This window comes from Algibacter ulvanivorans, from assembly GCF_048381495.1.
In the GTDB taxonomy this organism is placed as follows: Bacteria; Bacteroidota; Bacteroidia; order Flavobacteriales; family Flavobacteriaceae; genus Algibacter_B; species Algibacter_B ulvanivorans.
Genome location: NZ_JBLWGD010000004.1, coordinates 1 through 25835, shown reverse-complemented (window position 1 = coordinate 25835; position 25835 = coordinate 1). Strand labels below are relative to the sequence as shown.

Here is a 25835-nt window from a genome sequence, read left to right as displayed (position 1 = left end):
TTATAGAAATAACGATTACAACTAACACAATTAATCCAATAATGAAATATTTGTTTAGGGTATTATTTTCTTCTTCCATTCTAGCTTTAAGCATTTTTTATTTAGATTTTTAATTTGTTTAACTTTTATAAAACTCTGCACTAATTAATAGTACAGAGTTTGTAAAAAATTCTCATTCAAAAAAGAATTAATTAATAGCAATGTAAAATTACATTGCATTAAACAGATATGAAATACGCACTTCTACGTATTTTTTATATTAAAGCTTAAGTGTAAAAAAAGCGAAAGCTCTAAATCATTACAATTTAGAGCTTTCTATAATTCTCCCTAAGAACTAATTAATAGCACTGTAAAGATATGGTACTTTAGCGATATAAAAAATACGCACTTCTACGTATTTTTATTCAAATTAAGAAATCTTTGTTTATTGTGGCCCATATTGAAAGCGATGTAGGCTTGTTGTCTAAACCTAGTTTGTGTACAATATTACTCCTGTGTTTATCAACAGTTCTTACCGAAATAGATAATTTGTTAGCAATATCTTGACTGGTATTGTTTTCAGAAATAAGTTTTACAATTTTTAATTCGGACTTGGTTAGCGACTCTATATATTCTGGCTTTTTATCTATAGTGCTTGCTTCTAAATATGAAGCTATTTCTTCGCTAAAATAAGGCTTGCCATTAACAACTTTAGCAATACAGTTTTCAATTTCTTCAATAGCAAATTCTTTTAAGATATAGCCATATACACCAAATTCTACAGCTTTATCATAAAGTTCTTCTTCTTTATCAAAAGTTATAAGAACCACTTTGGTTAACAAATTGTTTTTTTTGCAGGCTTCTGCAATTTCTAACCCCGTTTTGTATGGCATCCTAATGTCAAGAATTGCTATTTCTGGTTTCAATTTTACTATAAGGTTGTATGCTGTATTGCCATCTTCAGCACTACCTATAATATTATAACCTTTAGAGGTTAAAAAATCTGTTAAACCACGCAGCATTAATGGGTGGTCATCAGCTATGACTATAGATGTATTCATTTAATCTTAGGAGGAAGTCTAGGTTAGCTATTAATTTATAACTTTAAATATAAATATTTCTTTTCATAATCTATTACAGCTTTTCCTTTTTTTAAAATATCTGCGCCAATAATTCCATCAACAGGCTTAGAGTTATGATTAATAAGCGCTGTATTTACATGAGTTAAGTTAAATAAAACCAACACCACCTTATTATTAATCCATTTTCCTATTTTAATTTTGTTTTTTATGGATGTTTTGGTGTCCATATCAATAGCTCCAGCCCCAGCAGCTTTTATTAAAGAGTCTTTTGCTTTTAGTTTAAAAGTATCAATAGCTTCAAAACCAACGCACGAGCTAGATGCTCCTGTGTCTAAAATAAATAAGCCTTTTTTTCCATTTAAAGTTGCTTTAATTTCAAAATGATTTGTTTTGGTAAGGTGTAATTTTGCCTTAGTATATCCTTTTTGCTCTAGAAATTGTTGCAACGTTTCCATAGTTATTAATTTAAAACAAATATAATCATGTAAAAACGATTATTTTTACACAAATTGTATAACTTAATTTTTTTATCATTTGATTATTACAGATACACATACACATTTATATAGTGAAGCTTTTAATGAAGATAGAGATGAAATGATTAATAGAGCTGTAAAACAAGGAGTGTCTAGGTTTTTTATTCCAGCAATAGATTCTACTTATACAGCAGCCATGCTTCAGTTAGAAAAAAATTATCCAGAAAATGTTTTTTTAATGATGGGTTTGCACCCTACACATGTTAAAGATAATTATATAGAAGAAATTAAACATGTAGAAAAAATGCTAGCGCAAAGGCATTTTTATGCCGTTGGAGAAATAGGGATAGATTTATATTGGGATAAATCAACCTTAGAGGTTCAAAAAAGAGCATTTAAGCATCAAATTAAATTAGCAAAACAGTACAATTTACCCATAGTAATTCATTGTAGAGAGGCTTTCGATGAAATTTTTGAGGTTTTAGAAACAGAAAAAGACAATAATTTATATGGTATTTTTCATTGTTTTACAGGAACCTTACAGCAAGCTCATCAAGCTATATCTTATAATATGAAATTAGGTATTGGTGGTGTTGCAACTTTTAAAAATGGTAAAATAGACCAGTTTTTAAATAATATAGATTTAAGTAATATTGTTTTAGAAACAGATGCACCGTATTTGGCGCCAGTTCCTTATAGAGGTAAACGAAATGAAAGTGTATATATATTAAAGGTTTTAGAAAAACTATCTAACATATATAATATGCCTCAAGAACATATAGCTAAAATAACTACGCAAAACTCTAAAGCTATTTTTAAAATTTAAATGAATGTCTAAATCTAAAATTAAAATTCTTCTTATTTATACCGGTGGCACCATAGGTATGGTTAAAGATTTTAAAACAGGAGCTTTAAAAGCGTTTAATTTTAAAAATCTGTTAGATAGAATACCAGAATTGCAATTGCTAGATTGTAATATAGAAACGGTATCCTTTAAAACACCAATAGATTCTAGCAATATGCACCCTAAATATTGGGTGCAAATAGCCGAGTTTATAGAAGATAATTACAATAGCTTTGATGGGTTTGTGGTGCTTCATGGAAGCGATACCATGAGTTATTCGGCATCGGCTTTAAGCTTTATGTTAGAAAATTTAGCAAAACCTGTAATTTTTACAGGCTCACAATTACCAATAGGCGATTTGCGAACCGATGCAAAAGAAAATTTAATAACATCTATTCAAGTAGCTTCAATGCAAAATAAAGATAAAGCCATAATAAAAGAGGTGTGCCTGTATTTTGAGTATAAGTTATACAGAGGAAATAGGACAACCAAACTTAATGCAGAGCATTTTCAAGCTTTTGCCTCGTTAAATTATCCAGATTTAGCAGAGTCTGGTGTACATTTAAAAATTAATGAGGAATTTTTGTTTAAACCCAATCTTAAAAAACAATTAAAAATTAATAAGAAGTTTAATGATAATGTAGCCATAATTAAAGTGTTTCCTGGAATAACAAAAACGGTGGTAGAAAGTATATTAAACGCGCCAAATATAAAGGCGGTTATAATAGAAACATATGGTGCAGGAAATTGCACCACAGAAATATGGTTTGTAAATTTATTAAAACAAGCCATATTAAAAGGTATACATATAATAAATGTAACACAATGTATAGGAGGAAGCGTTATTATGGGGCACTATGAAACTAGTAGTGATTTAAAAAAAATAGGCGTTATTTCAGGAAAAGATTTAACAACCGAAGCCGCTGTTACAAAATTAATGTATTTATTGGGTCAAGATATTTCTGCTAAAACATTCAAAACCAAATACGAAGCTTCTTTAAGAGGAGAAATGAATTAAAATTAACTCTAAAAATTTTAGTCTTCAAAGTTTTTTTTGTTATTTGAGCCCCGTAATTAATGAAAATATGTAAAGAGAGGTGGCCGAGTGGTCGAAGGCGCACGCCTGGAAAGTGTGTATACCTCAAAAGGGTATCGAGGGTTCGAATCCCTTCCTCTCTGCAGATATTTTTTATTTTAATTGCTTTTTTTTTATATCTTTAACACTTTAACTAATAAAATTAAGATCGAGAACATGAAAAGATTATTTTCTATCCTTGCCATAACTTTAATGGTGGCATTCGGAACTGTTAATGCAACTACAATTGCAAACACTAGTACAGCTGTAACCACAGTTACAACAATGACACAAGATGATGCGCCTGCTGAAGAGCTTACATTTCATCAAGAATTGAAAAAACGTTTTATAGAAGGAGGCCCTGGGTTTATGGGTATTGTATTGTTATGTTTAATTTTAGGTTTAGCAATTGCTATAGAAAGAATTATCTTTTTAAACTTATCTACAACAAACACTAAAAAATTAACTCAAAGCGTTGAAGATGCTTTAGCATCTGGAGGCGTTGAAGCTGCAAAAGAAGTTTGTAGAAATACAAAAGGACCTATTGCTTCTATTTTTTACCAAGGTTTAGATAGAACAGACGAAGGTATTGAAGCTGCAGAAAAAGCTGTTGTAGCTTACGGAGGAGTTCAAATGGGACAATTAGAGAAAAATGTATCTTGGATATCATTATTTATCGCATTAGCACCAATGCTTGGTTTCATGGGTACGGTAATTGGTATGATTCAAGCCTTCGATAAAATTGAAGCAGCTGGAGATATGCAACCATCGCTTGTAGCAGGTGGTATTAAAGTAGCACTTTTAACAACCGTATTTGGTTTAGTAGTAGCTATTATACTTCAAATTTTTTACAATTATATTATTGCTAAAATTGATAGCATTGTTAACAGTATGGAAGATGCTTCTATCACGTTAATGGATCTATTAATTAGACACAAAAAGTAATAATATAAAAATTTAAAATTATGAATTCACAAAAAATATTAACTATCATAATGGGGATAGTCGGAGTACTTTCGGCAGTATTTCTATTCATGATAATAAGTGCTGGAGATGAAGCCATTAAGGCTGGAGAGTCTGATGGTGCAGTAACAACATTTATGTACATTGCTTATGTGGTTTTATTTGTAACATTAGCAGCTGTTTTGTTATTTGTATTAAAAGGTCTTTTTTCTGGCGACATTAAAAAAACTTTAATGACAGTTGGAGCATTTGTAGCTATTATTGCAATATCTTATGCTTTATCATCTGGTACAGATTTAGATTTAAAACCTTTTACAGATAAAGGTTTAGATGTTACTGAAGCAAAATCAAAAAATGTTGGAGCTGGTTTATATGCCTTTTATATACTTGCCGCTTTAGCTATTGGGTCTATGCTTTATGGAGGAGCTAAAAAAATATTTAATAAATAATTATGTCAAAAAGAGCAGCACCAGAAGTTAATGCAGGCTCAATGGCCGACATTGCTTTCTTATTATTAATTTTCTTCTTAGTAACAACAACTATTGAAACAGATTCTGGAATTAACAGAAAGCTTCCTCCAATGGAAGAATCTGAAGAAGATGTTATCATCAAGCAGAAAAATATTTTTACTGTTTTATTAAACGGTAAAGATCAATTACTTGTTGAAGATGAAATTATGGAACTTAAGGATTTGCGAGCAGCAGCCAGAGAGTTTTTAGATAATGGTGGCGATAACTCATGTGATTACTGTAAAGGGAAAAAAGACCCAGCATCATCAGATAATCCAGATAAAGCCATTATTTCGCTAAAAAATGAAAGAGAAACATCATATAAAACCTATATAGCTGTACAAAACGAATTAGTAGCAGCTTATAATGAGTTAAGAGATGTTAGAGCCCAATCTTTATACGGTAAAAGTTTTGCCGAAATGGAGGCTAACTACAAAGATGTAAATTGGCCAGGGAATAAAGAAAAGCTAAAAGAGAAAATAGACCAAATTAAAGTCGATTACCCTCAAAAGCTTTCAGAAGTACAACAATAATTTAAAATTTAACATTAATAAATATGTCTAAATTTAAAAAGAAAAAAGACGGAGGAATTCCTGCGGTAAATACAGCAGCTTTACCTGATATTGTTTTTATGTTATTATTTTTCTTTATGGTAGCCACAGTAATGAGGCAAAATACTTTAATGATTGAAAATAATTTACCATTTGCAGATCAAGTAGAGAAGTTAGATAAAAAAGATTTGGTAATGTATATATATGCAGGTAAGCCAAGTTCTAACTATAAGCAATATGGTACAGAAGCAAAAATTCAATTAAATGATAAATTTGCCGATGTTAACGAAATTGCTGCTTTTATAGCTGCAGAGCGTGCTTCAAAACGTGAAGAATTAGTACCATTTTTAACTACTGCTTTAAAAGTAGATAGCGATGCTAATATGGGGCTAATTGGCGATATTAAGCAAGAACTACGTAAGGTTAATGCACTAAAAATTAATTACACTACTAAAAAAGGTAGTGTATTTGGAAGAGATTAACTTACATTCTTAATTTTATAGAAAAGGCGTTTTGATTTTATCAAAACGCCTTTTAATTTTTAATACTTTTACTAGCTTAAAAGCATATTTTTATGAGGTATACTTTATTTACTTTAATTTATTTGTTTGGTTTTACAATATGTAAAGCTCAAGAAAGTAATATTAAGACCGTAGATTCTCTTTACAAAGAAGACCATTTTTATGCTAGTGTAACCTATAATCTGTTAGGTAAAATACCAAGCAATTTAAATCAAAGTGGGTTTTCATTAGGGTTTCACTTAGGGTTTATTAAAGATATTCCTATTAATAAAAATAGAAATGTAGCTATAGGTATGGGTTTAGGTTATTCTGCAAACTCATTTAATCAAGACCTTCTTATAAATAAAGATGCTTCTGGAGCGTTTCAATATTCTATTATTGAAGATAGTGGTACATTTTCAAAAAACAAATTCACTAACCATTTAATAGAGTTACCTATAGAGTTTAGGTGGCGAACTTCTACACCAACAGATTACAATTTTTGGCGCATTTACACAGGGTTTAAGTTTGGTTATGTATTAACAAACTCTGCAAAATATAAAGGGGATTTAGGCGACTTTAAAATAACTAATATTGATGATTTTAACGATTTTCAGTATGGCTTAACTTTAAGTGTTGGGTATAATACCTGGAATTTCTTTTTGTATTATGCACTTAATCCATTGTTTTCAAACAACGCTAAGCTAAACAACGAGAATTTAGATATAAATGCTATTAAAATAGGACTTATATTCTATATCTTATAACCAATATGTTACCAAAATTAATTGAGGCATAAAACCAATAAATATGCCAGTTGCTAACTCTATAAAAGAATGCGCTTTTAAGTGCAATCTTGATGTGGCTACAGCACCAATAATAATAGCCATTAAAGCTAATGTCGTATTTATATTAATACTAAAATGAATGCTAAGGGCAATAAAAAACATAAATACGCCAGAAACAGCAATCATATGGATACTAACTTTAAATTTAACTAAAGCAAGTAGTAAGCATGCCATGGTAGATATAAGTATACCAACAAAGAAAAAATATAGTTCTACTGTTTGCGATGGTGTTAATATGCGTTGCAATATTATTAATGTAACAAGCCCATTAAGTATTAAAGGGTAAATACGTTCTTTTGGGGTTTCTAGATTAATGGAATTTACTAAGCCTAGGGTTTTTAATAAATAATAAAGTAAAATGGGAAGTATTATAGTTAATATAAAAAGAGAAATAATTTTTGCTTGAATTATTTCAAAGGGGATATAACGCGGCGATTTATAAAAATAAAAAATAACACCTAGTAATGGCATTATTATAGGATGAAAAATATATGAGATACTTTTTAATAACTTATCCATTATATTTTTTTACGTAACCGTGCCACAGGAATATCTAATTGTTCTCTATATTTTGCAACAGTACGCCTTGCTATTGGATATCCTTTTTCTTTTAGAATAGTGGCTAAGTTTTCGTCTGTTAAGGGTTTTTTCTTGTTTTCTTCTTCAATAACTGTTTCTAGTATTTTTTTTATTTCTCTTGTTGAAACATCTTCACCTTGGTCGTTTTTCATGGATTCAGAAAAGAATTCTTTTATTAATTTAGTGCCATAAGGTGTATCAACATATTTACTATTGGCAACTCTAGAAACTGTTGAAACATCCATGTTTATTTCGTCTGCAATGTCTTTAAGAATCATGGGTTTTAAGTTACGCTCGTCGCCTGTAAGAAAGTAGTCTTTTTGGTAGTGCATAATGGCGCTCATGGTAACAAAAAGTGTTTGTTGGCGTTGTTTAATGGCTTCTATAAACCACTTGGCCGCGTCTAGTTTTTGTTTAATAAAGATAACCGCATCTTTTTGAGATTTAGATTTGTCTTTAGAGTTTTTGTAACCTTTAAGCATATTGTTGTACTCACGAGATACATGAAGTTCTGGAGCGTTTCTGCCATTAAGTGTCAATTCTAATTCGCCATCAACAATTTTTATAGCAAAATCTGGTACAACATGCTCTACAATTCTGTTATTGCCGGCATAAGAACCTCCTGGTTTAGGGTTTAAGTGTTCTATTTCTGTTATAGCGTCTTTAAGTTGTATTTCGGTTATATCAAATTTACTAAGTAGTTTTTTGTAATGTTTTTTTGTAAATTGATCAAACGCATTATCGATAATATTAATAGCTAGCTCTGTATCTGCATTTTTTTCTTTTCGGTGTAATTGAATACTTAAACATTCTTGAAGATCTCTAGCGCCTACACCAGCTGGATCTAACTGATGAACAATTTTTAAAACTTTTGCTATTTGGTCTTCGGTTGTGTAAACACTTTGTGTGAACGCTAAATCGTCCATAATGTCGCTTAAATCGCGTCTTATATAACCACTTTCGTCTACACTTCCTACTAGAAATTCGGCAATATCACGTTCGTCATCATTGAGCCTATAGGTGTTTAATTGGTTTATTAAATGTTGAGTAAATGATGTTCCTGCAGCATAGGGCATTGATTTTTCATCGTCATCGCTACTATAGTTATTAGCATGGGTTCTATAATCTGGAATTTCATCATCGCTTAAATACTCATCAACATTAATATCTTCTGCATTTATAGATTCGTTGTCATTAAAATCATCTGTAGTATTGTCAAAATCTGCATCTAAGTCGTCTTTACTGTTTTCTTTTCCTCCTTCTAAAGCTGGGTTTTCTTCTAACTCTTGCTTTAAACGTTGCTCGAAAGCTTGTGTTGGCAACTGTATCAATTTCATTAATTGAATTTGCTGCGGCGACAGTTTTTGCGATAATTTAAATTGTAGATATTGTTTAAGCATGTGGTTTATTCAGGTTGTTACTCAAAGATATAAAAAGGTATTAGTATACCAAAGTCGTACCAAATTTCACTTTTTTTTTGAATTTTTTAAAATTCTGCATTTTGTGGTGTACGAGGAAAAGGAATAACATCTCTAATATTACTCATACCAGTTGCAAACATAACTAAACGCTCGAAACCTAGGCCGAAACCAGAGTGTACTGCAGTACCAAATTTACGTAAATCTAGATACCACCATAAATCTTCTTCTGGAATATTTATAGCAGCCATTCGTTCTTTTAAAATATCTAAACGTTCTTCGCGTTGTGCGCCTCCAACAATTTCTCCAATACCAGGAAATAGTATGTCCATAGCACGTACTGTTTTGCCATCGTCATTTAAGCGCATGTAAAATGCTTTAATATTTGCAGGATAATCAAATAATATTACGGGGCATTTAAAATGTTTTTCTACTAAATAGCGTTCGTGTTCACTTTGTAAATCTGTACCCCATTCGTTTATAGGGTATTTAAATTTCTTTTTCTTATTTGGTTTTGAGTTTCTTAATATATCTATGGCTTCGGTATAGCTAACACGTTTAAAATTGTTGTCTGTAACAAAGTTTAATTTTTCAATTAAAGACATGTCGCTTCGTTCTGCTTGAGGTTTTCTTTTTTCTTCATCTTGAAGGCGTTTGTCTAAAAACTCTAAGTCTTCTCGGTTATTGTCAAGTATGTGTTTTATAACCGATTTCATAAAATCTTCGGCCAAATCCATATTTCCTGCAAGATCCATAAATGCAACTTCTGGCTCTATCATCCAGAATTCTGCAAGATGACGTGATGTGTTTGAGTTTTCGGCTCTAAAGGTTGGCCCAAAGGTATATACTTTCCCTAGAGACATGGCATAGGTTTCGGCTTCTAACTGCCCAGAAACGGTTAGGTTGGTTTCTTTGCCAAAAAAATCTTTTGTATAATCAATTTTGCCATCCTCATGTAAAGGCGGGTTTTTAGCATCTAGGTTAGTGACCTTAAACATCTCTCCAGCACCTTCGGCATCGCTTCCGGTAATAATTGGGGTGTGTGTGTAGTAGAATCCGTTTTCGTTAAAATATTTGTGTATAGCAAATGATAACGAAGAACGTAATCGCATTACGGCACTAAAGGTACTGGTTCTGGTGCGTAAATGGGCATTTTCTCTTAAGAACTCAAAGGAATGTTTTTTGGGTTGTATAGGGTAGGTTTCTGGGTCTGAATCTCCTAAAATAGTTATTTCACTTACTTTTATTTCTACTTTTTGGCCTTTACCTTGGCTTTCAACTAGCTCGCCTTTTATATGAATGGCAGCTCCTGTAGTTATTCTTTTTAAAAGTGTTTCGTCTAAGTTTTCAAAATCGACTACACATTGTATGTTGTTTAGTGTTGAGCCATCATTTAAAGCTATAAAGCGATTTGCTCTAAATGTTCTTACCCAACCTTTAATATCTACTTCTGGTATAGTGATATCTTCTGATAATAATTCTGAAACAGTTTTTGATTGCATTTCTTTAAAATTTATAATGTAAATATAAAATTTTCAAATAGTAATCCCATTAGCAAATAGGACTAAATTATAAAAAAAGTGATGTTAAAATTTATACTTCAGGCTCGTCCTCTTCAGGAATAATATTTATTGATGGTTTTCTAAGAACCTGCTTATTTGCTATACTTCGCTCTAATGAAAGTAATAATGAAGGAAGTAAAAGCAGGTTTGATAACATGGCAAATAATAAGGTGGCAGATACTAAAGCGCCTAGTGCAACTGTACCACCAAAGCTTGAAATGGTAAATACCGAGAAACCGAAAAACAAAACTATAGAGGTATAGAACATACTTACGCCGGTTTCGCGTAATGCACCATAAACCGATACTTTAATTTTCCAGTTATTGGCTTGTAATTCTTGCCTGTATTTTGCTAAAAAGTGAATGGTATCATCAACCGAAATACCAAAAGCAATACTAAACACTAATATTGTTGATGGTTTTATTGGCACACCTAAATAGCCCATTAAGCCAGCTGTTACCAATAATGGTAATAAATTAGGGATGAGCGAAACAATAATCATTCGTCCAGAACGGAACATATATGCCATAAATAGGGCAATTAAAAGAATGGCTAGACTTAATGATATTACTAAGTTTTTAACCAAATATTTAGTGCCTTTTTGAAATAGCAATGCTTTTCCTGTTATAATTACATTATAGCGATCTTTTGGAAAAACTTTATCTATTTTTGTTTTAATATTTTCTTCAATACGTTCCATCTTGTCTGTGCCAACGTCTTTCATAAAGGTTGTAATACGAGCGTATTGTCCTGTACTATCTACAAAGTTATTTAATAAATTGACGTTTGACGACGAGTTTTTGGCGTACGATAAAATAAAACTATTTTCTTGCGATGTTGGTAGTTGGTAGTATTTAGATTTGCCATTGTAGTAGGCTTGTTTTGAATATTTAACTAACCCAACTACCGAAACTGGTTTTGATAGTTCTGGGGTTTCTATTATTAAATCTTCAAGCTCGTCCATGCGTTTAAGGGTAGACAATTTCATGACACCTTTTTTACGCTTAGTATCAATCATAATTTCTAATGGCATTATACCATTAAATTCGTTTTCAAAAAACCTAATATCGTTTACAAAACTAGATTCTTGGGGCATGTCTTCAATTAAACTTCCAGATATTTTTATTTGATAAATACCAATAATACTTACTACTAATAAAATTATAGAAGTGATATAAATAGCTATTCGTTGTTGCTTTACCATGCGTTCCATCCAGTTAACAAAACCACCTATCCATCTTTTATTTAGATGCTCTAAGTGGCGATCTTTTGGAAACGGCATAAAACTGTATATAATTGGAATGATAAGTAAACAAAGTATAAAAATGGCAAGAATACTTAATGAGGCCACTACACCAAACTCTTTTAAAAGCTTACTCTCGGTTAAAATAAAGGTTGCAAAACCCGAGGCTGTTGTAACGTTAGTCATTAATGTTGCATTACCAATTTTGGTAATAACACGTTGTAATGATTTTACTTTATTGCCATGTAGTTTAACCTCATGCTGGTATTTGTTTATTAAAAAAATACAATTAGGGATGCCTATAACAATAATTAAAGGCGGAATTAGTGCTGTTAAAACAGTAATTTCATAGTTTAATATGCCTATAATGCCTAGGGTCCACATAACACCTATACATACAACAACTAACGAAATAAAAGTAGCTCTAAACGATCTAAAAAAGAAAAAGAATATTAGCGAGGTTACTAAAAGTGCTGCAATAACAAATTTATTAATCTCGCCAATAATGTTTTCGGAGTTTTTTGTTCGAATGTAAGGCATGCCAGAAACCCTAACATCTAAATTGTAGTTGGTTTCAAATGCTTTTATTTTTGGTTCGAGAATATTTAAAACAAATTCTTTTCTAGCCGATGTATTTACTAACGATTTTTTAAAATATAACGCTGTACGAATCGTTTTTGTTTGGCTATTAAATAAGAAATTATCGTAAAATGGGTATTGATTAAAAAGTTCTTTTTGAAGCGTTTTTATTTGAGAAATGCTTGTAATGGAATCTTTAATAAAAGGTTCTAAATTAAACTTTTCTTCATCCGTGTTTTTTACAAGTTTTTGAAGATCTTTAATAGAAATTACAGATTCTATTTCGTCGTATTCATTAAACGCATTGCAAAACGTATTCCATGCATTTAATTTTTTTACTTCAAATAAAGTACTGTCTTTAACGCCAATAATAATTAAATTACCTTCTTCTCCAAAGGTTTTTAAAAAGTTATTATATATGATATTTTCTTGATGGTCGTCTGGAAGTAAATTAGCTTCACTATTACTAAACCTCATGTTATCCCATTGCGTACTAAACAGGTAAGTAGCAATTATAATACTAACTAGAATAGCTATTTTATTACGCAAAATTAATCTTGCAGTAACATCCCAAAAGTTCTTTGTAAAAAGTTTAAACATGTGTTATTTAAAAGATGCGCAAAGGTAGAAAAAACAAGCATAATACCTTATAATGAGACGTTAAATGTAAACTTTAACGCAATATTATCGCTAAATTCTGGTAAATGGTATACACCATATCGATATGTAAAACTCAAACCAAAGCCAAATAGTAGTTTGTTAAACTCAAACCCAGATTCTGTATATCCTTTTTTTAATGATCCGAATGATATGTTTTGATGCTTTTCTGGGTGCTTCATATCTCCAATTGCATAACGAGTAATTAAAACTATTTGAGGTTTATAACGTTTAGTAACCTTAAAGGGTTTTAAAAAATATTTCATTTGAAATGTAGCAAATTTATCGGAAAAAAACTCATTAAAAAACATGGTTTCAAAGCTATTTAAACCCGCTACAGAAAATCGTTGTAATATGGTTTCTTTGGTTATATTATTAGGGTAAGCGTGGTATAGGTGTGTTAAAGGTGTATTGCCGTTTGTTATACCAGAAACTAATGTAATTTCAGAATGAGAGTCTTTTTCATTTCCTATTTTGTATAATGTTCTAAAATCGAATTTGGAAAAACCAAAATTACTGCCAAATACATTTTTAAAGCTTTTAGTGTATTGGAATGTAAATTTAGGAAAGCCTTCTTTAATTTTGTTTCCTTCTTTTTGTGTAGATTCCATGCGGCTAAAAGGACTCCATTGAAAGCCTAATTTTGCTGTTGTTAAATGAAAGCTATTTATAGGTGTGGCATTTAAAATATAATTGTAATTATAGGTAGGGCTAATATTGCTAATAGCTAGTTCTGTTTCCGATAGAAGGTTTGGGGTAATTTGATGCTCTATATTTAAGGCTTTTGTAATGTGTTTATGAAATAAATTGATATTTAGTAATCGGGGTTCAAAAAACTGAAAAAAGCGTTTGTCTGTTAAAAATTTTGTGCTTCCAGTTTCTTGTAAATCGTCAGTATAAGAAAAATTAATCCAAGTATTTGTTTTTTCTGCCAGCCTAAAACCGCCCCCAATACTATATTTAAACCGATGGTCTCTAAAGCCATAAACAACATAAGAGTTAAGCCTGTATTTTTTAGAAAAAGCTTTGTTTGTTTCGCCTCCAAGCCCAGTTCTAACACCTTCGTATTGGTTGTATTTTATTAAGTATCTTAAATCTGCATTAAAGTATTTTGAGGGTAAATAACCATTGCCAAGGCTTTTTAATAGCGCTTTTTTTTTAATGGAGTCTTGTTTAGGCTTAAAATTTTTTTCAGGGAATGGTTGGGCTTGCACTAAGGTGGCGCATATTATAAAAATGAAAATAGTATAATGCTTTAACATTTATAAAAACCCTAGAACTAATAATATGATAAAAAAAGCGACTTACATGGTCGCTTTTTTTACTTAAACGGTCATGATTTCTTTTTGTTTAACATCAAAAAGCTCATCAATTTTTTTAACGTGATTATCTGTAATTTGTTGCACATCAATCTCGGCATTGTTTTTTATGTCTTCTGATGCATCATCATTTTTTTTAATATCATTCATCGCTTCTTTACGCGCAGTTCTAATACTCACTTTTGCATCTTCAGCTTCAGCTTTTGCTTGTTTCGATAAATCTTTACGACGCTCTTCTGTTAATGGCGGTACATTAATAATTATTGTTTCGCCATTATTCATAGGGTTAAAACCAAGGTTAGCATAAGCAATACCGCGTTCTATTTCTTGCAGCATGTTTTTTTCCCATGGTTGTACGGTTATTGTTCTACCATCCGGTGTATTTACATTTGCAACTTGGCTAAGTGGTGTTTGAGAACCATAATAATCAACCATAACGCTACCTAACATGGCTGGGCTTGCTTTACCAGCTCTAATATTTAAAAATTGCTTTTTAAGGTGGGCAATTGCATTACCCATAGACTCCTTAGTGCTGTCTAATATAAATTGTATGTCTTCGTTCATTGTTTTAAACTTTTTTTCAAATTATATAAAATGGTTCAAAAATTACGCCAAAATTAAACGTTTACAACAGTTCCTATATTTTCTCCAGATACGACTTTAAGTAAGTTTCCTTTTTTATTCATATCGAAAACAATTATAGGTAGTTTGTTTTCTTGACTTAATGTAAAGGCTGTTGTATCCATAACTTTTAAGCCTTTTCTTAAAACATCATCAAAAGAAATTGAATTAAATTTTATAGCCGTATTGTCCTTTTCAGGATCGGCATTATAAATACCATCAACTCTAGTGCCTTTTAAAATCACATCGGCTTCAATTTCTATGGCGCGTAATACTGCAGCCGAATCTGTTGTAAAATAAGGATTTCCTGTGCCACCACCAAAAATAACAACGCGCCCTTTTTCTAGGTGACGCATAGCTTTACGTCTAATAAAAGGTTCTGCGACTTCGTTAATTTTTATAGCTGTTTGCAATCTTGTTGGAATGTTAGCGTCTTCTAAAGCGCCTTGTAAGGCTAAACCATTAATTACGGTTGCTAACATGCCCATGTGGTCGCCTTGTACACGATCCATACCTTTACTAGCACCTGCTACACCTCTAAAAATATTTCCACCACCAATAACTATGGCAACTTCAATACCTTTATCTGTAATGGTTTTAATGTCTTGAGCATATTCGGCTAAACGTTGTGGGTCTATACCGTATTGACGATTTCCCATTAAGGCCTCGCCAGATAATTTTAATAGTATTCTTTTGTATTGCACAGTCTAATGTTTGATATAATTTTCGTTTTGGCGAAAATAAGAGTTTGGCAAATATAATCAATATAGCCGATTGTTAAAAAAAGAATTGAAACATATAAGACTTAGTTTATATGTAGAATTTAGATAAATAATAATGGTTGTAAAATTATAAAGGATAAAATTGTCCTTTATTAAAATTATCTATAACTTTGCATTATTAATATTATAATATATGTTTTCTAAATCTTGCGAATACGGTCTCAGAGCAGTTATATATATAGCACAGCAATCTAAACTTAATAACAAAGTAAGTTTAAACAAGATATCTGAAGAAATCAATTCGCCACAAGCTTTTACTGCTAAGATTTTACAGCAACTTACTAGAAATAATATTATTAAGTCTATAAAAGGACCCTATGGTGGTTTTATTGTAGAGAAAGATAAAATGACAACAAAATTAAGTGAAGTTGTTAGTGTTTTAGACGGAGATTCTATATATACTGGTTGTGGGTTAGGGCTTAAAGAGTGTGATGCTAAAGCACCATGTCCATTACACTTTAAATTTGCCGATATAAGAGAGCGCTTAAAAGTTATGTTGGAAAGTACAACATTAGTATCTATAACAGACAAATTGGATATAGAGTCAACTATATTAAAACCATAAAAAAAAATTTATAATTAAAAAAGATAAAAAGGTCTTTTAATCTCTTATGAAAATAACAAGAATATATAATTATCGAATTGCAATAGTATTTGTATGGGTAGGGTTTGTATGCGCCATAAGTTTTATGGAGGCATGGTTAAAGTTTCAAGCACCAGGAATTACAACAAAATTAGGGTTAGGCATTGGGCAGTTAGTTTTTGGAATGCTAAATAAAGTAGAACTAACTAGTGCCGCATTAATAGTATTATCGCTCATCCTTTATAAACCTAAAAAAATACTAAAAGAATCCTATTACCTTTTTATAGCATTAGCTCTCTTAATAGTTGAGAGTGTATGGTTATTGCCAGCCTTAGATGCTAGAGCAACATTAATAATAAAAGGCGAAATACTTACAGAAAGTATATTACATCTATACTATGTTTTATTCGAAATTATAAAAACAGTCTGCTTAGTAATGTATGGGATGAAACTTTTAAAACGAATGCAAATAAATAGCAATTAAATAAATGAAAACAGCATCAATTACCAAAGATTTGGTTTATAACGACAATAAACCAAATATAACAGTTTTATTAAAAACAAAACAATCCAAAGAAATAAGAATAACAATGAAAAAAGGGCAGCTTATGAAAGAGCACAAAGCACCGTTCCCAATAGTTATTGAAGTTTTTGAAGGCGCCATAGATTTCGGTGTAAATGGAGAGCGTTACAAACTAGTAAAAGGAGATTTAATAGCACTAGATGAAAATGTTCCGCATGATTTAATTGGGATTCAAGATAGTATTGTTCGTTTATCACTCTCACAAATGGATACGGTAGAACGTGTAGAAAACATAGCTTAAACAAATAAAATAATTAAGACATAAAAAAATGAAGAAAATTTGGATTGGATTTTCAAGCGTAGTTATACTATCTTTTATTGCATTAATATGGGTAGGTACAGAAATTTACCAAACACAACCACCTATACCAGTTAAAGTTGTTGTAAAGGAAACGCAAGAGGTTGTTTTTACTAAAGAAGATATACAAGTTGGACAAAATGTTTGGGAGTCTATTGGAGGTATGGAAGTTGGGTCTATATGGGGACATGGAAGTTATGTTGCACCAGATTGGACAGCCGATTGGATCCATAAAGAAGCCATTTTTATGCTAGATAGCTGGGCAAAGCAAGATTTTAATGCAGCATACAACACTTTAAATACAGAACAACAAGCTGCTTTAAAAGCAAGATTAATTAACCATGTAAAAGTAAATACATTTAATGAAGAGAATAGGGTTATAACAATATCTTTAGCGAGATACAACGCTATAAAAAATAACTCTAAATATTATGCAAATATTTTTTCTGAAGGGCATGAACAATATGCCATTCAAAAAGGGGCTTTAGTAAATAAAGAAAAACTAGAACAGTTAAACGCATTCTTGTTTTGGACATCTTGGGCTGCTAGTACAAATAGACCAAACCAAGAGTATACTTATACTTCAAACTGGCCACATGAACCCTTAATAGACAATACCATTACTCCAGATTCTCAAATTTGGTCTGGATTTTCTATTATACTGTTATTATTATTTATTGGGATATTAGCCTATTATTATATAAGAAACCATGAAAAAGGTGAGGCTGTTGTACACCCAGAAAAGGATCCTATAAGTAATCTTACGCTTACACGATCTCAAAAAGCGGTACTAAAATATTTTGTAGTTATTTCATTATTAATAGGTTTGCAAATTATACTCGGTATTTTAACTGTGCATTATACCGTTGAAGGGCAAGCCTTTTTTGGGTTCGACCTAGCTAATATATTGCCTTATTCTATTACACGAACTTGGCATACACAATTAGCTGTATTTTGGATTGCTGCAACTTGGTTAGCAACAGGTTTATTTTTAGCACCTATGATTAGTGGAAAAGAAATGAAATTTCAGGTTTTTGGAATTAATTTTCTATTTATAGCCTTACTTATTATAGTATTAGGCTCTTTGTTAGGGGAGTGGTTAGGCGTACACCAGTTTTTAGATTTAACAACTAACTTCTTTTTTGGGCACCAAGGTTATGAGTACATGGATCTTGGACGATTCTGGCAAATATTCCTTGGTATAGGGTTAGTTTTATGGGTTGTTATGGTTGGTAGACACATTCTTCACGGTATTAGAAAAAAGGATGATTCTAAGCATCTATTAATCATTCTTTTAATTTCTGTTATTGCTATTGGAATGTTCTTTTTCTCTGGATTAATGTATGGCGAAAATAGTAGTTTGCCAGTTATTAATTATTGGAGATGGTGGTTAGTACACCTTTGGGTTGAAGGCTTTTTTGAAGTGTTTGCTACTGTAATTATTGCATTTATATTTTTAAGAATGAAAATAATATCTGCTAAAACAGCTGGTAAAGCTTCTATAGCATCTGCCACTATATTTTTGGCGGGTGGAATTATTGGAACACTTCACCATTTATATTATTCTGGTACACCCGTACAAGCTATTGCGCTTGGTGCTACATTTAGTGCTTTAGAGGTTGTGCCATTAACTTTAATGGGATTTGAAATTAGAGAAAACTGGAACTTGTTAAAGTCTAATGAATGGGTGCAAAAGTATAAATGGCCCATCTTTTTCTTTATAGCTGTAGCCTTTTGGAATATGGTAGGAGCTGGTGTATTTGGTTTCTTAATTAATCCGCCAATTGCATTGTACTATATACAAGGTTTAAATACTACAGCTGTGCATGCGCATACCGCTTTATTTGGTGTCTATGGAATGTTAGGTATGGGATTCATTATTATATGCCTGCGTTTTTATTCGGACAGAGTATGGCATTCTAAAAAACTAAAGCGTGCATTTTGGTTATTAAATATAGGTTTGGTAGCTATGGTAGTTTTAAGTTTATTACCAGTTGGTATTATACAAGCATACACTTCTATTACTAAAGGATACTCTTTTGCTAGAGATGCTGAGTTGTTATACTCTCCAACAGTACAAACCTTAAAATGGTTAAGAATGATTGGAGATATTATATTCTCTGTAGGTATATTTTACTTCTGTTGGTTTACTATACAGGAAACAGTGTATTGTATTAAAAAGAAAAACTAAAGACTAAATTTAAATATATTAGGAAAACAAAAAACCACTACTGTTTCTAAAGAGTAGTGGTTTTTTATGTTTTCATTGCAATTGCTTCAGCAGCATTTTTTAACCTACAGAAGCACGTTTAAAACCAGAGATTTCAACTTCACCGTAAGATGAAACATATTCTGCTACAGTTTTCTTTTCGTCTTTAATAAACTTTTGGTCAAGTAAACATTGTTCTTGATCTAAAGTCGTATTGTCTGAAATAAAACGCTCCATTTTTCCTGGTAAAATTCTATCCCAGATTTGTTCTGGTTTACCTTCAGCTTTTAATTCTGCTTTAGCATCTTCTTCAGCTTGCGCTAAAACTTCAGGGGTTAATTGCGCCATAGAGATGTATTGAGGTACATTTTTTAATGTTTTACCTAAACGCCCTAATTCAATATTATCTTTTTCAATAACAGCAATTCTTGCTTCAGTTTCAGATGCTACATAAGCAGGATCGAAATCTTTGTAAGATAACGAAGTTGCCCCCATAGATGCTACTTGCATTGCTACGTCTTTTACTAAAACATCAGCATTATCAACTTTAGTAGATAAACCAACTAAAGCAGCAATTTTGTTAATATGAACATAAGAACCTACATAAGCAGCTTCTAATTTTTCAAAAGAAGTGATGTCTAGTTTTTCACCAATTACACCTGTTTGTTCAACTAATTTATCGGCAACAGTCATACCATCAAAATCGGCAGCTAAAAATTCTTCTTTAGAATTTGTGTTAAGTGCAATTTCGGCTAATTGGTTAGCTAGTGCTAAAAAGTTTTCGTTTTTACCAACAAAATCAGTTTCACATCCTAATACGATGGCAACACCTTGAGTTTGGTCTGCATTAATTTTAGAAACAGCAGCACCTTCAGAAGAGTCTCTATCGGCTCTTTTTTCAGCTACTTTTTGTCCTTTTTTACGAAGCACTTCGATAGCTTTATCAAAATCACCTTCAGCTTCTACTAAAGCTTTCTTGCAGTCCATCATACCTGCACCCGTTGCTTGTCTTAATTTGTTAACCTCTTGGGCTGTAACTTTTACTGTAGTACTCATAGTTGTTATAATTTAAAAAAGTCGTTCAATATAATTTTCAATAAAGAAAAGAATTAAACGACTTAATTATGTTTTATTAATGTTATTTATTCTTCTTCTTCAGCTACTGCTTTTTTAGCTGGAGCAGCTTTAGCTTTAGGAGTTTCTTTAGCAGAGGCTTCTTTTTCTGCTTTACGTTCAGCTAACCCACCAGATATTGCAGATGCTACATACGTTAATATTTTATCAATTGATTTAGAAGCATCGTCATTTGCAGGGATAACATAGTCAACTTGACGAGGGTCAGAGTTTGTATCAACCATTGCAAAGATTGGAATGTTTAATTTTTGAGCTTCTTTAATCGCGATATGTTCACGTTTAATATCTACAACAAATAAAGCACCTGGTAAACGCGTCATGTCGCTAATTGAACCTAAGTTTTTTTCTAACTTAGCTCTTAAACGATCTACTTGTAAACGTTCTTTTTTAGATAAAGTATTGAAAGTTCCGTCTTTCTTCATTCTATCAATAGAAGCCATTTTTTTTACGGCTTTTCTAATAGTAACAAAGTTTGTTAACATACCACCAGGCCATCTTTCTGTAATGTAAGGCATGTTAATTTCTCCAGCTTTTTCAGCAACGATATCTTTTGCTTGTTTTTTTGTTGCAACGAATAAAATTTTACGACCAGATGCTGCAATTTTAGCAAGTGCTGCTCCAGCTTCGTCTATTTTAGCCGCTGTTTTATATAGGTTTATTATATGGATACCGTTACGCTCCATATATACGTAAGGCGCCATATTTGGATCCCACTTACGTGTAAGGTGTCCAAAATGTACACCTGCTTCAAGTAATTCTTTTACTTCTACTGCCATTTTTGTAATAGTTTACGTTCTGTTGAATTAGCAATGTTCCATTTGGCATTTAGCCGTTGGCTTCATTTAGATGCTAAACTAATCCTGTTTTTTAAAACTCGGACAACAATAACTGTTATTAATTTATTATTATTTTTTGAAAATGATAAAGGAATCTGAAACACAGATCCTGAACCATGTCCAGGATATTAACGTTTCGAGAATTGAAATTTCTTACGAGCTTTCTTCTGACCGAATTTTTTACGTTCAACCATTCTTGGGTCTCTAGTTAATAAACCTTCTGGTTTAAGCGTTAATCTGTTTTCTGCATCAACTTCGCACATTGCACGAGAAATTGCTAAACGAACAGCTTCTGCTTGCCCAGTTATACCACCTCCATATACATTAACTGTAATATCAAAGTTGGCGTCATTGTTAGTCAAAACTAATGGTTGCTTTACTTTGTACTGTAAAGTAGCTGTAGTAAAGTAATTAGCTAAGTCTTTTTTATTAATTGTAATGTTACCTTTTCCTGGGGCAACATAGGCGCGCGCAACAGCCGTTTTTCTACGGCCAATTTTGTGAATTACTTCCATGTTATTTAAATTCTTCTAGATTTATTGTTTTTGGCTTTTGTGCAGCATGAGCGTGCTCTGTACCAACAACAACGGTTAAGTTACGGAATAAATTTGCTCCTAATTTGTTTTTAGGTAACATTCCTTTAACTGATTTTTCTACTACTCTTGCAGGATCTTTTCCGTACAATTCTGTAGCAGTTAAACTTCTTTGACCTCCTGGGTATCCGGTGTGACGAATGTATGACTTGTCAGTCCATTTGTTACCAGATAATGTGATTTTTTCTGCGTTGATAATAATAACATTGTCTCCGCAATCAACATGAGGTGTGAAATTAGGCTTGTGTTTACCTCTTAATAGTTTTGCAACTTTAGAAGCTAAACGACCAAGCGCTTGACCTTCGGCATCAACTAAAACCCACTCTTTATTTACAGTAGCTTTGTTTGCCGAAATCGTTTTGTAGCTTAATGTGTCCACACTTTGATTTTTTAATTATTAAACATTCCTCTCTCAAAAAGAGTTTGCAAATTTACGATTAAATATTTGATTACCAAATAGTGAAGCGATATTATTTTGCACATATTTTTTGTTCAATTTTTTGTGATTTTTATTTGAGGTTGCTGCAGGTTAATTGGTTGATTTGTAGTTTTTTTGTTTTAATAAGACATGCTGTTTAAAGTTAATAATGGTATTTCATTTTTAAGTTATGTATGTAATTTGATTCTTATCGTTTTTTTTTGTCAAATAGTCGAATAGTGCTTTGATACGCAGTTAATTAGTTGTGTTTTTTTTAGTTTCGTAGAAGCTATTAATTAAAACAACTCCAATTATGAAAAAAATATACTTATATTTTTTACCGTTAGTTCTTTGTACGTTTAATTTGCGGGCTCAAAATCCATCTGAAATTGGTAAATGGAGTGATCCAATTATTTTTGATATAGTTCCTGTTGCGGCTGCAAACCTTCCTAACGGTAAGTTAATTGTGTGGTCTTCTAAATATAAAGATACTTACGGTGGTGCAGATGGTTCTACTTATACTCAGATATTTGATCCTTTTCAAGGAATAGATGGGGTAGCCGAACAAAGTACTGAGTCTAATACAAATCACGATATGTTTTGTCCTGGAATTAATAATTTGCCAGATGGAAAGATTTTAGCAGCCGGTGGCAGTTCGAGTGAAAAAACAAGTCTTTATGATTATGAAACTGGTTTATGGAGTGTTGCTGATAATATGAATGTTCCTAGAGGGTATCAAGGTAATGTTACGTTATCTGATGGTTCAGTTTTTACTATTGGTGGATCATGGGCAGGAGAACTAGGGGGGAAATATGCTGAAGTTTGGACACCTAATACAGGTTGGATAGGTATACCATCATTACAAGGAGAAATGCTAACAGATGGAAATAATCCTAATTTAGATGATCCCGATCCTTCTCAACAAATATATAGAACAGATAATCATGCATGGTTAATACCTGCTCCAAATGGTAAAATATTTCATGCAGGACCTGGGACAAATATGCATTGGATAGATATAAATGACATAAACAACCCTCAAGTTCAAGATTTAGGTAGTAGACTGGATGATGTATACTCTATGAATGGTAATGCAGCAATGTTTGATATAGGTAAGGTTTTAAAAACTGGCGGGTCAAGGACTTATAGTATGGGGGCGCCGGCTTCAGATCTTTCTTATGTAATTGATATAAATTCTGAAACTCCTATAGTAACTAAAGTACCTGGTTTGAATGAGGCCAGAGCTATGCATAATACTACAGTATTACCAGATGGAACTGTTTTAATTACTGGTGGTTTAGATACAGGATCAGTATTTACAGATGAAGGAGCAAGCTATGCTGGAGAACTTTTTGATCCAGTTACAAATACTTGGTCCGATACTGCTGTTATGCAAGAGGCAAGAACCTATCATAGCGTAGCTATATTAATGCAAGATGCACGTGTTTTTGTTGGAGGAGGAGGCTTATGTGCTGGGCCTGTTCCAGATTGTGTAAATCATTTTAGTGCAGAAATATATAGTCCTGCATACTTGTTTAATAATGATGGTTCTTTAGCTACAAGACCTACAATTAGTGCACCAGAAACTGCAAGCTATAATACAAATATTCAAGTGTCTGGTTCAGCAAATATTACAGAATTTAGTTTAGTTAGGTTTTCTTCTGCAACACATAGTACTAATAATGAGCAAAGAAGAATACCTGTAGACTTTAGTTTTAATGGAGGAGATTATACAGTTGTTATCCCTGACAGAGAGCTTTTGCCACCAGGGATTTATATGTTATTTGGTATTGATAATAATGGGGTGCCTTCAATTGCAGAAAGTATTAAAATAGGTTCGGTAATACCTTTAGAGAATAATCCAACTTTAGTGTTAGATTTAAAATTTGAAGAAGGAACCGGAGGTACAGTAAAAGATTTCTCTATTTATAATAACGATGCGACTATTGTTGAACGTGATAATAACTCAAATCCAGTAAATTTAACACAAAATTATTGGAGCAATAATGGTTTTAATGGTAACTCTTTAGAGATGGATGGTAGTGAACATAATAGTAATTCTTTAGTAGAAATACCTTATTCAAGTTCTTTAGGGTCTGTTTCTAAAGAAATAACTGTTATGGCTTGGGTATATAGGGACGAAATTGAATTTAATGGAAGCATTTTTGCTAATGATTATCCAGATTTGTTTTTTGGATTTCATAATAGCTTATATAAATGGGCATTTCCAACAACAGATGGTCGTCATGTAAGGTTGTTTTCTGGGTATACTCCACCAGAAACATGGCTACATATGGCAGCTACTTATGATGGTAATATAGCTAGACTTTATGCTAATGGTGTTGAAATTAATTCTGGTTATATATCTGGAGAAATAACACTTGAAACTGTTGAACAATATTTTTCTTCTTTTACTACCTCAGGTTTCTATGACAGAAGAATTATTGGTAATGAAAGTGGTATTACCGATGAGGTTGATGGAAAAATTGATGAATTAAAGGTGTTTAATAAAGCTCATAGACCAGAAGTTATACAATATTATTATAAATTAGGTTTAGAGCAGAATAGTGGATTGTATGATTGTACAGCTGAAAATATAATTACACAATATAAAATAGGAGATGATGGCGATTGGCTAAATGGTGATTATGTAGAGGCAGCTGAAGGTGTTGAGGTATATATTAGAGCGATAGTTCCAGGTAATAAAGAATATATGGTTACTTTACCAGTTGTTGATGGACCTACTTTAAGTTCTGTTAGTGATTTTCCTAATTTCGAAGACACTACAGCTTATAAAATAGACTCTTATTCTGGAGATGGTTTAGTAGAAGTGGAAAATAATGGTATTTATGCGTTTACTTCAATTGATGGATGTGCGAAAACAATTAGATTTAAGGCTATTGTTGAGCAAACTTGTGATGATCATGTTCAAGAATATAAAATAAATGGCGAATGGCAAAGTGGCGAAGAAGTTATTAATGTTAATCAAGGAGACGAAGTTATTATTAGTGCTTTGCCTAACATTGATGGACTTACAATAACTTTACCTGACGGAACAAGAGTAGGTGATGATTTCGACCTAGGAAATGTAGATTATAGTGATGCTGGTTTTTATACTCTTACCTCTATATATGGTTGTGAAGTAACTTTGCAAATAATAGTTAATGGGATGCCTCCATTACCTTGTGAAGGAAACGCAAACTTTTTGCCAGAATATATTATTAATGGTGTTTCTGGAAGTGGAGAGGGTGAGATTACTGTGATTGAAGGAAGTGAGTTATTATTAAGTATAAATCAAGAAGGTGTTGGTTTTGCTATTACTTTACCAGATAGTACCGTTATTAATGGAGATTACAATTTAGGTAATGTTACTCAATCTCAATCAGGTTTATATACTTTTGAATCTGAATCTGGATGTGTTAAAACATTAGATGTAAATATAGTTGATGATTCTATTTGCGCAATACACCCATTAACCCAAGAATATAAAATAAATGGCGAATGGCAAAGCGGCGAAGAAGTTATAAATGTTAATCAAGGCGATGAAGTTATATTAAGTGCATTGCCAAATGAAGTAGATGTAACAATTACTTT

The 25835-nt window shown here is 31.9% G+C and carries 25 protein-coding genes and 1 tRNA gene; 13 read left to right on the top strand and 13 right to left on the bottom strand.

All coding sequences use genetic code 11. From position 1 onward, the window contains the following. Window positions 1-404: 404 nt before the first annotated feature. Window positions 405-1040, bottom strand: a complete 636-nt coding sequence (locus ACNG5D_RS10615) for a response regulator (RefSeq protein ID WP_418183499.1) — start codon at window positions 1038-1040, stop codon at window positions 405-407. 35 nt (window positions 1041-1075) lie between these two features. Continuing rightward, a complete protein-coding gene (locus ACNG5D_RS10610; protein ID WP_418183498.1) occupies window positions 1076-1516 on the bottom strand; it encodes a retropepsin-like aspartic protease in 441 nt (146 codons plus the stop codon). Between the two features lie 79 nt (window positions 1517-1595). Here ACNG5D_RS10610 and ACNG5D_RS10605 point away from each other — a divergent pair, with 79 nt between their 5' ends. From ACNG5D_RS10605 to ACNG5D_RS10570, 8 genes are all read left to right on the top strand, one after another. Continuing rightward, entirely contained in the window at window positions 1596-2363 is a 768-nt protein-coding gene (locus ACNG5D_RS10605) for a TatD family hydrolase (RefSeq protein WP_418183497.1), read from the top strand. A gap of 4 nt (window positions 2364-2367) precedes the next feature. Further along, window positions 2368-3399 carry an asparaginase gene (locus tag ACNG5D_RS10600; RefSeq protein WP_418183496.1) on the top strand — a complete coding sequence of 344 codons (1032 nt, stop codon included), beginning with the start codon at window positions 2368-2370 and terminating at the stop codon, window positions 3397-3399. A 73-nt stretch (window positions 3400-3472) separates the two neighbouring features. Further along, window positions 3473-3560: transfer RNA gene (locus tag ACNG5D_RS10595), tRNA-Ser, on the top strand. Between the two features lie 73 nt (window positions 3561-3633). Beyond that, window positions 3634-4401 (top strand): MotA/TolQ/ExbB proton channel family protein, encoded by a 768-nt coding sequence (locus ACNG5D_RS10590; protein WP_418183495.1) that lies wholly within the window; start codon window positions 3634-3636, stop codon window positions 4399-4401. 20 nt (window positions 4402-4421) lie between these two features. Next, on the top strand, window positions 4422-4868 hold the full coding sequence (locus ACNG5D_RS10585; protein ID WP_418183494.1) for a hypothetical protein: 447 nt from the start codon (window positions 4422-4424) through the stop codon (window positions 4866-4868). 2 nt (window positions 4869-4870) lie between these two features. Beyond that, on the top strand, window positions 4871-5461 hold the full coding sequence (locus ACNG5D_RS10580) for an ExbD/TolR family protein (RefSeq protein WP_418183493.1): 591 nt from the start codon (window positions 4871-4873) through the stop codon (window positions 5459-5461). 23 nt (window positions 5462-5484) lie between these two features. Continuing rightward, window positions 5485-5961 (top strand): ExbD/TolR family protein, encoded by a 477-nt coding sequence (locus ACNG5D_RS10575; RefSeq protein ID WP_418183492.1) that lies wholly within the window; start codon window positions 5485-5487, stop codon window positions 5959-5961. A 92-nt stretch (window positions 5962-6053) separates the two neighbouring features. Next, on the top strand, window positions 6054-6746 hold the full coding sequence (locus ACNG5D_RS10570; protein ID WP_418183491.1) for a porin family protein: 693 nt from the start codon (window positions 6054-6056) through the stop codon (window positions 6744-6746). On the opposite strand, the gene ACNG5D_RS10565 is transcribed toward ACNG5D_RS10570, so the two are convergent. From ACNG5D_RS10565 to pyrH, 7 genes are all read right to left on the bottom strand, one after another. Beyond that, the gene (locus ACNG5D_RS10565; protein ID WP_418183490.1) at window positions 6741-7346 is read right to left on the bottom strand and encodes a hypothetical protein; all 606 of its coding nucleotides are present in this window, start codon (window positions 7344-7346) and stop codon (window positions 6741-6743) included. The two genes, ACNG5D_RS10570 and ACNG5D_RS10565, sit on opposite strands and share 6 nt — an antisense overlap. Continuing rightward, the gene (gene rpoN / locus ACNG5D_RS10560) at window positions 7346-8806 is read right to left on the bottom strand and encodes an RNA polymerase factor sigma-54 (RefSeq protein ID WP_418183489.1); all 1461 of its coding nucleotides are present in this window, start codon (window positions 8804-8806) and stop codon (window positions 7346-7348) included. The genes ACNG5D_RS10565 and rpoN overlap by 1 nt, the downstream gene beginning before the upstream one ends. 86 nt (window positions 8807-8892) lie before the next feature. Beyond that, window positions 8893-10326, bottom strand: a complete 1434-nt coding sequence (asnS, locus tag ACNG5D_RS10555) for an asparagine--tRNA ligase (protein WP_418183488.1) — start codon at window positions 10324-10326, stop codon at window positions 8893-8895. A gap of 91 nt (window positions 10327-10417) precedes the next feature. After that, window positions 10418-12808, bottom strand: a complete 2391-nt coding sequence (locus ACNG5D_RS10550) for an efflux RND transporter permease subunit (protein WP_418183487.1) — start codon at window positions 12806-12808, stop codon at window positions 10418-10420. Between the two features lie 47 nt (window positions 12809-12855). Next, complete coding sequence (locus ACNG5D_RS10545) at window positions 12856-14127, bottom strand: hypothetical protein (RefSeq protein ID WP_418183486.1); 1272 nt, start codon at window positions 14125-14127, stop codon at window positions 12856-12858. A 63-nt stretch (window positions 14128-14190) separates the two neighbouring features. Next, window positions 14191-14748 carry a ribosome recycling factor gene (gene frr / locus ACNG5D_RS10540; RefSeq protein ID WP_418183485.1) on the bottom strand — a complete coding sequence of 186 codons (558 nt, stop codon included), beginning with the start codon at window positions 14746-14748 and terminating at the stop codon, window positions 14191-14193. Between the two features lie 53 nt (window positions 14749-14801). Further along, the gene (gene pyrH, locus ACNG5D_RS10535) at window positions 14802-15509 is read right to left on the bottom strand and encodes a UMP kinase (protein WP_418183484.1); all 708 of its coding nucleotides are present in this window, start codon (window positions 15507-15509) and stop codon (window positions 14802-14804) included. 211 nt (window positions 15510-15720) lie between these two features. Here pyrH and ACNG5D_RS10530 point away from each other — a divergent pair, with 211 nt between their 5' ends. Genes ACNG5D_RS10530 through ACNG5D_RS10515 form a run of 4 tightly spaced genes read left to right on the top strand, consistent with a single transcriptional unit; the run spans window position 15721 to window position 19242 of the window. Continuing rightward, entirely contained in the window at window positions 15721-16152 is a 432-nt protein-coding gene (locus ACNG5D_RS10530) for an RrF2 family transcriptional regulator (protein WP_418183483.1), read from the top strand. Window positions 16153-16198: 46 nt separating this feature from the next. Beyond that, a complete protein-coding gene (locus ACNG5D_RS10525; protein WP_418183482.1) occupies window positions 16199-16654 on the top strand; it encodes a hypothetical protein in 456 nt (151 codons plus the stop codon). A 4-nt stretch (window positions 16655-16658) separates the two neighbouring features. Beyond that, entirely contained in the window at window positions 16659-16994 is a 336-nt protein-coding gene (locus ACNG5D_RS10520) for a cupin domain-containing protein (RefSeq protein WP_418183481.1), read from the top strand. A 28-nt stretch (window positions 16995-17022) separates the two neighbouring features. Next, window positions 17023-19242, top strand: a complete 2220-nt coding sequence (locus ACNG5D_RS10515; protein WP_418183480.1) for a nitric-oxide reductase large subunit — start codon at window positions 17023-17025, stop codon at window positions 19240-19242. A gap of 99 nt (window positions 19243-19341) precedes the next feature. Here the strand turns inward: ACNG5D_RS10515 and tsf are convergent, their stop codons facing one another. The 4 genes from tsf to rplM all read right to left on the bottom strand — a co-directional run bounded on the left by tsf (window position 19342) and on the right by rplM (window position 22202). Beyond that, entirely contained in the window at window positions 19342-20316 is a 975-nt protein-coding gene (tsf, locus tag ACNG5D_RS10510; protein ID WP_418183479.1) for a translation elongation factor Ts, read from the bottom strand. 86 nt (window positions 20317-20402) lie between these two features. Beyond that, on the bottom strand, window positions 20403-21170 hold the full coding sequence (gene rpsB / locus ACNG5D_RS10505) for a 30S ribosomal protein S2 (RefSeq protein ID WP_418183478.1): 768 nt from the start codon (window positions 21168-21170) through the stop codon (window positions 20403-20405). Window positions 21171-21358: 188 nt separating this feature from the next. Beyond that, complete coding sequence (rpsI, locus tag ACNG5D_RS10500; protein ID WP_282122869.1) at window positions 21359-21745, bottom strand: 30S ribosomal protein S9; 387 nt, start codon at window positions 21743-21745, stop codon at window positions 21359-21361. 1 nt (window position 21746) lies between these two features. Then, window positions 21747-22202, bottom strand: coding sequence for a 50S ribosomal protein L13 (gene rplM / locus ACNG5D_RS10495; protein ID WP_418183477.1), 456 nt, complete (start codon window positions 22200-22202; stop codon window positions 21747-21749). A 352-nt stretch (window positions 22203-22554) separates the two neighbouring features. Here rplM and ACNG5D_RS10490 point away from each other — a divergent pair. Further along, the coding region (locus tag ACNG5D_RS10490; RefSeq protein WP_418183476.1) for a galactose oxidase-like domain-containing protein at window positions 22555-25835 on the top strand (3281 nt) is incomplete at its 3' end.